This is a genomic window from Mesorhizobium sp. B1-1-6, assembly GCF_006443035.1.
In the GTDB taxonomy this organism is placed as follows: Bacteria; Pseudomonadota; Alphaproteobacteria; order Rhizobiales; family Rhizobiaceae; genus Mesorhizobium.
The window spans coordinates 178547-190501 of the sequence record NZ_VFWR01000010.1; the positions used below are offsets into that span (position 1 = coordinate 178547).

Below are 11955 nucleotides of genomic sequence, written 5' to 3' on the forward strand. Positions count from 1 at the left end.
GAAGGCTCCGGAAGGAGCCTTCGCTTTTTTGGGCCAACGAAATCGAAAGCAAGGGACTGGCAACATGGCCAAACCGGTCCTCTACGGCGCGGACTACAGCGTTTACGTGCGCATAGCGCGCATGGCGCTGGAGGAGAAGGGCGTCGACTATGAGCTTGTGCCGGTCGATGTCTTTGCCGCCGAGGGCATCCCCGGCTGGTATTTCGAGCACCACCCGTTCGGCCGCATCCCGGCCTTCGAGCATGACGGTTTTCGCCTGTTCGAGGCCAGCGCGATCACGCGCTATGTCGATGAAGCTTTCGACGGACCGCCCTTGCAGCCGAACGATCCGCGCGGCCGCGCGCGGATGAACCAGATCATCGGCATGCTCGACGCTTATGGCTATCGGGCCATGGTCTGGGACGTCGCCGTGGAGCGGCTGGAGAAGGCGTCGCCTGACGAAGCGCTGATTGTCAGCGGATTACGACAAGCAGGAGCGGTCCTTCAGGTGCTCTCATCATTGAGATCCCCGGGGCCGTGGTTGCTCGGCAATCAACTGACGCTCGCCGACCTGCATGCGGCACCGATCATCGGCTATTTCGTCAGGGTGGCGGAAGGGCGCAAACTGCTGGCTCGCTTTGCCGACATACAGGACTGGTGGGATTGTATTGCTAAACAGACAAGCTTTGCCAGGACTGAAAAGGCCGGCTGATCTGCGACAGCGCAGCGCAGCGATATTCGATTCAGGTCAACGATTTCGCGGATAACCGATCATTGATGTCGCGCCGCCCATCATGAGGGGCCGCGCGACCTCGAAGGGAAGCAACCGGCCTGGAGCGTTGCCCCCCAATTCTGCAATGAATCACGCCGCCTCCAGCGCCGCCCTCACCGCAGCAATCGCGTCGTCGGCCTTCGAGGCATCGGGGCCACCGGCCTGCGCCATGTCGGGCCGGCCGCCGCCGCCCTGCCCGCCGAGTACCGCGGAGGCGACGCGCACCAGGTCGACGGCGCTGAAGCGGCCGACGAGATCATCGGTGACAGCGACCACGACGCTCGCCTTGTTGTCCTCGCCCGCACCGACAAACACGACCACGCCGGAGCCGAGCGAGCTTTTGCCGGCATCGGCGAGCGGCTTCAGATCCTTCGGCGAGACACCGGAAACCGACTTGCCGAGGAAGCCGACGCCCGCGACGGTCTCGTTGGCGGCCGGCGCGTCAGCGGGCGACCCGCCGCCCAGCGCCAGCTTCTTGCGCGCTTCGGTGAGCTCCTTCTCGAGCTTCTTGCGCTCTTCGAGCAGGGCTTCAACACGCGCCGGCACGTCGGCCGGCGAGATTTTCAGTGTTGCCGCGGCCGCCTTCAGGCGCCGGTCCTGTTCGTCGAGATGCTTGCGCGCGGCCTCGCCCGTCAGCGCCTCGATGCGGCGCACGCCTGCGGCGACGGCGCTGTCGGACACGACGCGCACCAGGCCGATGTCACCGGTTGCCCTGACATGCGTGCCGCCGCAAAGCTCGACCGAATAGGGGCGATTGGCCTTGGCGCCATGTAGGCCCGTGCCCATAGACACGACGCGCACCTCATCGCCGTATTTCTCGCCGAACAGCGCCATGGCGCCTTCGGCAATGGCATCGTCGACCGACATCAGGCGCGTGATCACCGGGCTGTTCTGCACCACGATCTCGTTGGCCATGCGCTCGACCTCCTCGAGTTCCGAGGGCGAGATGGGCTTGTTGTGCGAGATGTCGAAGCGCAGGCGCTCGGGCGCGACCAGCGAGCCCTTCTGTGCGACATGGGTGCCCAGCACCTCGCGCAGCGCCTCATGGATCAGATGCGTCGCGGAATGGTTCGCGCGCAGCCTGGAGCGCCTCGCATGGTCAACCTTCAGCTCGACGGCGGCACCCGTCCTGGCAGTGCCGCTGACCACCTTGCCGAGATGCACGAACAGCCCGTCGGCCTTCTTCTGCGTATCGGAAATCTCGATCGAGAAGCCTTCGCCTGAAATGGTTCCGGTGTCGCCCATCTGGCCGCCGGATTCGGCATAGAACGGCGTCTGGTTGACGACCACGGCTACCGCTTCGCCCTTGCCGGCGCTGTCGACGGTCTTGCCGTCGCGGACAACCGCCTGGATGATGCCTTCCGCCTGCTCGGTCTCGTAGCCGAGGAATTCGGTGGCACCGGCTTTTTCGCGCACCGGGAACCAGACCGCTTCCGTCGCCGCCTCGCCGGAACCCGCCCAGTGCTTACGCGCCTCGGCCTTCTGCTGCTCCATCGCATTGGTGAAGCCGGCAAGATCGACCGAGATGTTGCGCTGGCGCAGCGCATCCTGCGTCAGGTCGAGCGGGAAGCCATAGGTGTCGTAAAGCTTGAAGGCCGTCTCGCCGTCCAGCATGTCGCCGGCGCCGAGCTTTTCCGTCGCCTCCGACAGCAAACCGAGGCCACGCACCAGTGTCTTGCGGAACCTGGTCTCCTCAAGCTTCAGCGTCTCGGTGATCAGCTGTTCGCCGCGCACCAGTTCCGGATAGGCCTGACCCATCTCGCGAACCAGCGCCGGCACCAGCTGCCACACCAGCGGCTCGTTCGCACCGAGCAATTGCGCATGCCGCATGGCGCGGCGCATGATGCGGCGCAGCACATAGCCGCGGCCTTCGTTCGATGGCAGCACGCCGTCTGCGACCAGGAACGAGGACGAGCGCAGGTGATCGGCTATGACGCGATAGGATGCGACGGTCTCGGCGTCGGGACCGCGGCCGAGCGCGGACGACGCCGCATCGATCAGATGGCGGAACAGGTCGGTCTCAAACACGCTTTCCACGCCTTGCAGGATGGAGGCCATGCGCTCCAGCCCCATGCCGGTGTCGATCGACGGGCGCGGCAGGTCAATGCGCTCGTCCTTCGTCACTTGCTCGTACTGCATGAACACCAGGTTCCAGAATTCCAGGAACCGGTCGCCATCCTCCTCCGGGGTGCCGGGCGGACCGCCCCAGATGTGCTCGCCGCGATCGATGAAAATTTCCGAGCATGGCCCGCACGGCCCGGTGTCGCCCATCGCCCAGAAATTGTCGGAGGTTGGGATGCGGATGATGCGATCATCGGAAAAGCCGGCGATCTTCTTCCAGAAGCCGGCCGCCTCGTCGTCGGTGTGGTAGACGGTGACGAGCAGCTTGTCCTTCTTAAGCCCGAACTCCCTGGTAATGAGGTTCCAGGCCAACTCGATGGCGCGCTCCTTGAAATAGTCGCCGAAGGAGAAATTGCCGAGCATCTCGAAGAAGGTCAGGTGGCGCGCGGTGTAGCCGACATTGTCGAGGTCGTTGTGCTTGCCGCCGGCGCGAACGCTTTTCTGGGCGGTCGTGGCACGCGAATAGGGCCGCTTCTCCAGGCCGGTGAAGACGTTCTTGAACTGCACCATGCCGGCATTGGTGAACATCAGCGTCGGATCGTTGCGCGGTACAAGCGGGCTCGACGCCACGACCTCGTGACCCTCCTTGCGGAAATAGTCGAGAAATGTCGACCGGATCTCGTTCACGCCACTCATGAATGCTGCCTTTTCGAGAGAGCCGCCGGCCGGACCGGCGGAAAATGGGCTCTGCTTTAGAAGATGGAGCTGGCCTTTTAGCCGCCGCTTGGCACCCTGTCCAGAAACACGCAAGCCGGCCAATTCGCGGTTCACCAGCCACCCAAAACGCAAACCGCCGGCACGGGGCCGGCGGTTCGAAACGCAATACTACAGAACTCGATTACATAAGCTCAAATTGATGAACCGGGATTATGGCCGAACTCGGGCCATAAACCGAACGCTAGATCGCGCCGGCGAACGCTTGAATTGCGCCGGCGAACGCTTACATCGCGCCGGCTTCATCCTCGAACCCATCATCGCCACCTTCGGAGCCGCCATTCTCAAGGAATTTCTCGGCGATCAGTCCGGCGTTCTGCCTGAGCGCAAGTTCGATCTCGCGCGCCGTATCGGGATTGTCGCGCAGGAACAGCTTCGCGTTCTCGCGGCCCTGGCCGAGACGCTGCGAATTGTAGGAGAACCAGGCGCCCGACTTCTCGACCACGCCGGCCTTGACGCCGAGATCGACCAGCTCGCCTGTCTTCGACACGCCTTCGCCGTACATGATGTCGAACTCGACCACCTTGAAGGGCGGCGCCAGCTTGTTCTTGACCACCTTGACGCGGGTCTGGTTGCCGACGACCTCGTCGCGGTCCTTGACCGAGCCGATGCGGCGGATATCGAGACGCACCGAGGCGTAAAATTTCAGCGCATTGCCGCCGGTGGTGGTTTCGGGCGAGCCGAACATGACGCCGATCTTCATGCGGATCTGGTTGATGAAGATGACCATGGTGTTGGAGCGCGAGATCGAGGCGGTCAGCTTGCGCAGCGCCTGGCTCATCAGGCGGGCCTGCAGGCCGGGCAGCGAATCGCCCATCTCGCCCTCGATTTCGGCGCGCGGCGTCAGCGCCGCGACCGAATCGACCACCAGCACATCGATGGCGCCGGAGCGCACCAGCGTATCGCAGATCTCAAGCGCCTGCTCGCCAGTGTCAGGCTGCGAGATCAGGAGGTTTTCGAGATCGACGCCGAGCTTGCGGGCATAGACCGGATCGAGCGCATGCTCGGCATCGACGAAGGCGCAGATGCCGCCCTTCTTCTGGGCTTCCGCCACCGTGTGCAGCGCCAGCGTCGTCTTACCCGAGCTTTCCGGCCCGTAGATCTCGATGATGCGGCCGCGCGGCAGGCCGCCGACGCCAAGCGCGATGTCGAGGCCGAGCGAGCCGGTCGGCACGGTTTCGATCTCGACGACCTGCTCGTTCGCGCCGAGCCGCATGATCGAGCCCTTGCCGAAAGCCCGCTCGATTTGCGACAGCGCCGCATCCAGAGCCTTTGATTTGTCCACTGCCTTATCCTCTACAAGCCGCAAGCTGTTCTGAGCCATGATACATCACCCCGTAGTCGTCAATGAAGGCCGGACAATCCGTAATCCTTGGTTATTTGTACCTTTTTTGTTCTCATTTGGCAAGAGGGATCAAGCATCTGAAAAATAAGCAACATCCTGATTTGTTCTTTTTTTGTCTCACGATTCGGCTCCAACATGGTCCGAATATTGGGCCAGGCTGGTTCGCCGTGCCGGTCTCACGAATCGCTGGTTGTTGCCTGCGAAGCTCCGTCGCACAGCATGGCGCTTGTGCGTGACCGCCAACAAAGGTCATATCGGCGCATGGTGAGATCTCCAAGAGTCCTGGCGGTGGGCGGCGCCCATATCGACAGGCGCGGCCAGGTGTCCGGCGCTTACGTGCCGGCTGCCTCCAACCCGGGCACGATGCGCGAGGATGTCGGCGGCGGCGTCTTCAACGCTTTGCGCAGCACGGTGCGGCGAGGCGTCTCGGGCTCGTTGCTGTCGGTGCGCGGCGGCGATGCCGCCGCCGACACGGTTTCGCGCGCCATCGCCGAAGCAGGCATTGCCGACCTGTCCGCGGTGTTCCTCGACCGCACGACGCCGAGCTATACGGCGCTGATCGACCGCGAGGGCGAACTGCTCGTCGGCTTTGCCGACATGGCGCTTTATGAGCTGGCATTTGCAAAGCAGATCCGCCGCTCCAGGGTGAGGGAGGAGATCGCCGCCGCAGATGCCGTCCTTTGCGACGCCAATCTGCCATCGGCGGCTCTGGAGCGGCTGGTGTCGCTTGCCGCCGGCAAGCCCGTGTTCGCCATTGCCATTTCACCGGCCAAGGTCGTGCGCTTGACACCAGTGCTCGGCGGCCTGGCCGTCGCCTTCATGAACAGGCGCGAGGCGGTGGCGCTTGCCGGGCTTGACGATGCCGCCTCTCAAAAAACTGTCCTCGACGGGCTGAGAAGCGCCGGCCTCGACAGCGCGGTGGTCACGGCGGGCGGCGGCCCGGTGCTGGGCTTCGACCGCGACGGCAGCTTTGCCGTCGTCCCGCCCCCTCCAAGAAAGGTCGTGGACGTCACCGGCGCCGGCGATGCGCTTGCCGGCGCGACGGTCGCCGCCCTACTGCGCGGCATGCCCTTGCGCGCGGCGCTGCGGGAGGGCGTCGCCGCCGCGACGCTGGCTATTGAAAGCGCGGGCGCCGTTCCCGATTTCACCACGGCGACTTTCGCGCAAGCGCTGGCTCTTGTGCCCGAAGAGCAGGAAATGGCATGAGACCGGCATCCGAAAGGATGCGCCGCACTTCGGATTGGAGATCCAGATGACCCCAGACACCGCCCGCCCCTTCATCGATGTCCACGCGCCGGTGGCGCAAGCCTTGGCCGCCGGGAAGCCCGTGGTTGCGCTGGAAAGCACCATCATAACCCATGGCATGCCCTACCCCGACAATGGCGCCATGGCGGCCGACGTGGAAAGGATCATTGCGGACGGCGGCGCGGTGCCGGCGACGATCGCCGTGGTGGCGGGCCGCATCAAGATCGGCCTCTCCGACGGAGAACGCGAATCGCTCGCCATGACCGGCGACGCCATGAAGCTCTCTCGCGCCGATCTCGGCTTCGCCGTCGCGCAAGGGCGCACCGGCGGCACCACGGTTGCCGCCACAATGATCGCCGCGCATATGGTTGGGATAAAGGTGTTCGCCACCGGCGGCATCGGCGGCGTGCACAAGGGCGCCGAAAAAAGCTTCGACATTTCGGCTGATCTCGATGAGCTGGCGCGCACGCCCGTCATCGTCGTCTCGGCTGGGGCCAAGGCCATCCTCGACATCGAAAAGACGCTGGAGGTGCTGGAGACCCGCGGCGTGCCCGTGATCGGCCATGGCTGCGAGACCATGCCGGCCTTCTGGTCGCGGCAGTCGCCGTTCCGCGCGCCGCTGACCTTGCACGCACCGGAAGAGATCGCGCATTTCTACAAGACGCGACAGGCGCTGGGCCTGAGCGGCGGCATGCTGATCGCCAATCCGGTGCCGGAGGATCACGAAATCCCGGCCGGCGAGATGGCCGGCTACATCGAGGCCGCCCAGAAGGCCGCCGAGGCGCTCAACGTCACCGGCAAAGCGGTGACGCCTTTCCTGCTCTCCAAAATCCTCGAACTCACCGGTGGCCGGAGCCTGAAGACCAACATCGCGCTGGTGGAAAACAATGCTCGGCTGGCGGCGCGGATTGCCAGGGCGCTGTAGGCCGATGTGGGCGGGACGGCACCCCCTCTGTCCTGCCGGACATCTCCCCCGCAAGGAGGAGATCAGACGTCACACCGGCTTTCGCCGATTTTCAACGTTGAAGAAACAGGCCGACAGTGAAACTGGCAATCTCCCCCCTTGCGGGGGAGATGGCCGGCAGGCCAGAGGGGGGTGTGAAGGAACTCGACGGCTGCGCTTCACTTCCCCGCCCTTCGCCCCGCCTCATAGGCCCGCCGCGCCCAGACCGCCATCTCGTCGGGGTCGTCGAAGGCACTATCGGGAATGCTCCAATAGGGCATCGCCACCAGCTTGCCGTGCCGGGACCCGGTGTAGGTCCACTGCGTGCAGCCGGCGGCCTCGAAGTCGGGCGCGCTTTGCTCGTCCGCTTTCAGCATCAATTCGCCGCGCAGCACGATGGCGACGATGACGCCGTCGGCATAGATGCCCTTGCCGCCGAACAGTTTCCGGATGCTGACCGGGCCCAGGCTCTGGAAGAATTCTTCTATGCGTTCATTGTCCATGCGCGGATCATGTCACCGCGATTCGGCCTTGTCATCGGCGCAACCAAAACCATGCTGACAGATTGAAAGGGGATCGATCGGAGTTCCCGCCATGCCTGTCCTGCTCAAGGGGTCCTGCCGCTGCAATGCCGTTCGTTTCGAGGTGGAAAGCCACACGCCCGTGCCGTTCATGCTGTGCTACTGCTCGATCTGCCGCAAGCAGCAGGGCGGCGGCGGTTTTGCCATCAATCTCGGCGCCGACTACGAGACGATGACCATCCGCGGCAAGAGCAGCCTCGGCGTCTATCGGGCCGAGATCGAGGACGACGAACATCCGCATTGCGAAATCTCGACCGGAGAGCGCAATTTCTGCCGCAAATGCGGATCGGCGCTGTGGCTCTACGACCCGACCTGGCCGGAACTCGTCCATCCCTTCGCCTCGGCGATCGACAGCGACCTGCCGAAACCGCCAAGCAAGGTGCATCTGATGCTGAAATACAAGGCCAACTGGGTCGAGCCCGATGTCGGGCCGAGCGACAAGGTGTTCGACGTCTATCCCGAGGAATCGATCGCCGACTGGCATAAGCGGACCGGGACGTGGGTGGAGTGAGTGTCTTCGCTGCGTTCTAAGGGAGGTGAGGAGTGGTCTGCGCAGCAGGCGGGAAGCCAATTGCGCGGCTTTTCGAATGACGAACGCCGGCAGCGGGGCTATCGCTGCCCCTCATCCGGCCCTGGGGGACACCTTCTCCCCGTAAACGGGACGAAGGAAGGTCAGGCGGAGGCGCGTGCTTCTGCCAGCGCCTTGAGGTCGGCCGGCTTCAGTTCGACGGATTCGCCGCAGCCGCAGGCCGAGCTCTGGTTCGGGTTGCGGAAGGTGAAGCCGGTGCGCAGCGTCGTCTGCTCGAAATCCATCTCGGTGCCGAACAGGAAAAGTGCTGCTTCCGGCGCGACATAGACATGGGCGCCGTCGCGCTCGATGTGGTCGTCCTTGGTATTGGGTTCGGTCACCAGGTCGACCGTGTATTCCATGCCGGCGCAACCGCCCTTCTTGATACCGAGGCGAATGCCATGCGCATTCTCACGCGTGGCAACGATCTCGCGCACCCGGTCGGCGGCCTTTTCGGTCATCGTGATGACGGCAAAGCATCCCATCTTTTTCCTTCTCCATTCCATGCAGGTTCAAGGCCTGCCGAATGATTCCTCACCTAAAATGGTGAAGTTTTACCACTGGCGCAAGTGTGCCGGACTCGACGTCAGTACCAGCCCACCGCCACCTGCGCCTCTTCCGACATGCGATCGGGCGACCAGGGCGGGTCGAATGTCATGTTGACCTCGACGCCCGACACGCCTTCGACGGCGCCGACGGCGTTCTCAACCCAGCCCGGCATCTCGCCGGCCACCGGGCAGCCGGGCGCGGTCAGCGTCATGTCGATCTTGACTGAGCGGTCGTCCTCGATGTCGATCTTGTAGACGAGGCCAAGCTCGTAGATATCGGCCGGGATTTCCGGGTCGTAGACCGTCTTCAGCGCCGAAACGATGTCGTCGGTCAGCCGCGCCAGTTCGTCGGCGGGAATTGCGGAGGCGGAAACCACCGCCTTAGCGGCCGCGTCGGGAACAGCGTCGGTGGCTGTGCTGGCATCTTCCATTATCGTCACCCGAAGAACTTGCGCGCTTTTTCCAGCGCATCAGCCAAAGCATCGACTTCGGCTCGCGTATTATACATGCCGAACGACGCCCTGCATGTGGAGGTTACGCCGAAGCGTTTCAACAGGGGCTGGGCGCAATGGGTGCCCGCGCGCACAGCCACGCCTTGCCGGTCGATCACCATCGACACGTCATGGGCATGAATGCCTTGCAGCTCGAACGAGATGATGGCGCCCTTGCCGGGCGCGTCGCCGAAGATGCGCAGCGAGTTGATGGCGCGCAGCCGCTCGTGCGCATAGTCCTTCAAATCGGCCTCGTGCGCGGCGATGCGCTCGCGGCCGATCTTTTCCATGTAATCGAGCGCGGCGCCCAGCCCGATCGCCTGGACGATCGGCGGCGTACCGGCCTCGAAGCGGTGTGGCGGGTCGTTGTAGGTGACGATGTCTTCGGTCACCTCCTCGATCATCTCGCCGCCGCCCATGAACGGACGCATGCGCTGCAAGATGTCCTTCTTGCCATAGAGCACACCGATGCCGGAGGGACCGTAGACCTTGTGGCCGGTGAAGACGAAGAAATCGCAGTCGAGGTCCTGCACGTCGATGGGCATATGGACAGCGCTCTGGCTGCCGTCGACGAGCACGGGAATGCCGCGCGAATGCGCGATGCGCACGATCTCCTTGATCGGCGTCACCGTGCCCAGCGCGTTCGACATCTGCGTGATGGCGACCAGCTTTGTGCGGTCGGTCAGTCGCTTCTCGAATTCCTCGATGTGGAAGACGCCGAGATCGTCGACCGGCACCCAGACCAGTTTGGCGCCCTGCCGCTCGCGGATGAAATGCCATGGCACGATGTTGGAGTGGTGCTCCATGATCGACAGCACGATCTCGTCGCCCTCGCCGATATTGGGCATGCCATAGCCATAGGCGACCGTGTTGATCGCCGATGTCGTGTTCGAGGTGAAGACGATATTGTCGGTGCTCGGCGCATTGAGGAAGCGGCGAACCGTCTCCCGCGCCTTCTCATAAGCGTCGGTCGCTGCATTGGACAGGAAGTGCAGGCCGCGATGGACGTTGGCGTATTCCTGGGCATAGGCGTGCTGGACCGCGTCGAGCACCGCCTGCGGCTTCTGCGCCGAGGCGCCATTGTCGAGATAGACGAGAGGTTTGCCGTAGACTTCGCGTGACAGAATCGGGAAATCGCGGCGGATCGCCTCGACGTCGTAGGTTTCGACTTTCTGGTCCATCATAAGCTCTCTTGAGGCACTGCCTCATTCCGTCCAACACCCCTCATCCGTCTCGGCGCTACGCGCCGATCCACCTTCTCCCACAAGGGGAGAAGGTCAGGCGCTCTTCCTTCTCCCCTTGTGGGAGAAGGTGGCCGCGAAGCAGCCGGATCAGGGGTGTTCGCCGGAGCGAGCCCTATCCACTCATCCATGCGCCGCAAACCAGCCGTCGAGCCTGGTCTCCAGGGCCTCGACGATCACCTCGTCGTCCAGTTCCTCGATCACCTCGGCGATGAAGGCCTTCACCAGCAGACCACGGGCGCTCTTCTCGTCGATGCCGCGCGCCATCAGGTAAAACAGATGGTTGTGGTCGATCTCGGTGACGGTGGCGCCATGACCGCAGACCACGTCGTCGGCGAAGATTTCGAGTTCCGGCTTGGTCGAGAACTCGCCGTCGTCCGACAGAAGCAGCGTGTTGCAAGCCATTTTGGCGTTGGTCTTCTGCGCGTATTGATGGACGTTGATGCGGCCCTGGAAGACGCCACGCGCCTTGCCGGTCACGACGTTGCGGATCACTTCCGTCGACGTGGTGTGCGGCACCGCATGATCGAGCACCATGGTGGTGTCCGTGTGGGCGTCGCCGGCCAGCAGGTTGATGCCGCGCAATTGGAAGTCGGCGCCCTCGCCCGTCGTCTTCACCACGACCTCCTGGCGCACGAGCTTGCCGCCGGCGTTCATGACGAACAGCGTCAGCTTCGCATTCTTGCCGATATGAGCCTTGAACTGCGCCAGATGCGTCGCCGTGTCCGGCTGCTCCTGGATGATCAGCCACGTCACCTCGGCGCCTTCGCCGAGCACGAGCTGGCTGACCGAGCTGACAAGGGCCGCGCCCTCGCCGGCCTGGCGCTCGACGATCACAGCCTTGGCGCCGGCGCCGACGCGAACGGCCAGGCGTACATGCGTCTGGCCGCCGGCCTGCAGGTTCTGCAATTCGATCGGCTTTTCCACTTGGGTGCCATCGGCGATGTCGACGAAATAGCCATCGGCGACGAAAGCCGTGTTCAACGCCCCGATGGCATCGTCGCTGCCATAGAGATCGAGCCCAGGCGCGATGCTGCCGTCGGTCAGTTTCTCCGACAGGGCCTGGACGCTGACGCCTTCGATTGCGGGCGTTTTGGCGCTCGACACACCATTGAGAAGCGGCAACACGGTGGAACCTTCAACAACTGGCGCGATGGCTTTGGCCACGGCCGTCGGGTCGAAGTCCGGCACCGCATTCAGCAGCCGCCGCAGGTCGGTGTAGTGCCAGGATTCGATGCGCCGTGTCGGCAGTCCGTGCTTTACCGCCTCGATGGCGTCGTCGCGCTTCAACATCACCGCGCCGTCGCCTGGCAGCAGCGACAACCGTTCGCCGAAAGCGTCGATCAACGCTGTTTCGGCCGGTGTCCGCTGGGGTTGTGTGTGCATGTTCATCAGTCTTGCCTTGCC

At 63.8% G+C, this 11955-nt stretch carries 11 protein-coding genes; 4 read left to right on the forward strand and 7 right to left on the reverse strand.

The features are described 5' to 3' along the window. Positions 1-64: 64 nt before the first annotated feature. The gene (locus FJ979_RS20935; RefSeq protein ID WP_140583362.1) at positions 65-691 is read left to right on the forward strand and encodes a glutathione S-transferase N-terminal domain-containing protein; all 627 of its coding nucleotides are present in this window, start codon (positions 65-67) and stop codon (positions 689-691) included. A gap of 150 nt (positions 692-841) precedes the next feature. On the opposite strand, the gene alaS is transcribed toward FJ979_RS20935, so the two are convergent. Beyond that, positions 842-3508 (reverse strand): alanine--tRNA ligase, encoded by a 2667-nt coding sequence (gene alaS, locus FJ979_RS20940; protein WP_140583365.1) that lies wholly within the window; start codon positions 3506-3508, stop codon positions 842-844. A gap of 304 nt (positions 3509-3812) precedes the next feature. Further along, a complete protein-coding gene (gene recA, locus FJ979_RS20945; protein ID WP_010909075.1) occupies positions 3813-4910 on the reverse strand; it encodes a recombinase RecA in 1098 nt (365 codons plus the stop codon). 282 nt (positions 4911-5192) lie between these two features. Between recA and FJ979_RS20950 the strand changes: the two genes are divergently transcribed. Both FJ979_RS20950 and FJ979_RS20955 read left to right on the forward strand, forming a co-directional pair. Further along, positions 5193-6137, forward strand: a complete 945-nt coding sequence (locus tag FJ979_RS20950) for a carbohydrate kinase family protein (RefSeq protein ID WP_140583368.1) — start codon at positions 5193-5195, stop codon at positions 6135-6137. A gap of 46 nt (positions 6138-6183) precedes the next feature. Next, positions 6184-7101: a pseudouridine-5'-phosphate glycosidase gene (locus tag FJ979_RS20955; protein WP_140583370.1), complete on the forward strand. Its 918-nt coding sequence runs from the start codon at positions 6184-6186 to the stop codon at positions 7099-7101. A gap of 197 nt (positions 7102-7298) precedes the next feature. Here the strand turns inward: FJ979_RS20955 and FJ979_RS20960 are convergent, their stop codons facing one another. Further along, entirely contained in the window at positions 7299-7622 is a 324-nt protein-coding gene (locus FJ979_RS20960) for a TfoX/Sxy family protein (protein ID WP_140583373.1), read from the reverse strand. A gap of 91 nt (positions 7623-7713) precedes the next feature. Here FJ979_RS20960 and FJ979_RS20965 point away from each other — a divergent pair, with 91 nt between their 5' ends. Further along, on the forward strand, positions 7714-8211 hold the full coding sequence (locus FJ979_RS20965) for a GFA family protein (protein ID WP_140583375.1): 498 nt from the start codon (positions 7714-7716) through the stop codon (positions 8209-8211). Between the two features lie 161 nt (positions 8212-8372). On the opposite strand, the gene sufA is transcribed toward FJ979_RS20965, so the two are convergent. The 4 genes from sufA to sufD form a co-directional block, all read right to left on the reverse strand. Continuing rightward, positions 8373-8753 carry a Fe-S cluster assembly scaffold SufA gene (sufA, locus tag FJ979_RS20970; RefSeq protein ID WP_140560976.1) on the reverse strand — a complete coding sequence of 127 codons (381 nt, stop codon included), beginning with the start codon at positions 8751-8753 and terminating at the stop codon, positions 8373-8375. Between the two features lie 101 nt (positions 8754-8854). After that, entirely contained in the window at positions 8855-9247 is a 393-nt protein-coding gene (locus FJ979_RS20975) for an SUF system Fe-S cluster assembly protein (protein WP_140547766.1), read from the reverse strand. Positions 9248-9252: 5 nt separating this feature from the next. Then, positions 9253-10488, reverse strand: a complete 1236-nt coding sequence (locus FJ979_RS20980) for a cysteine desulfurase (protein WP_140494998.1) — start codon at positions 10486-10488, stop codon at positions 9253-9255. A 183-nt stretch (positions 10489-10671) separates the two neighbouring features. Beyond that, a complete protein-coding gene (gene sufD / locus FJ979_RS20985) occupies positions 10672-11940 on the reverse strand; it encodes a Fe-S cluster assembly protein SufD (RefSeq protein WP_140583378.1) in 1269 nt (422 codons plus the stop codon). Positions 11941-11955 lie beyond the last annotated feature (15 nt).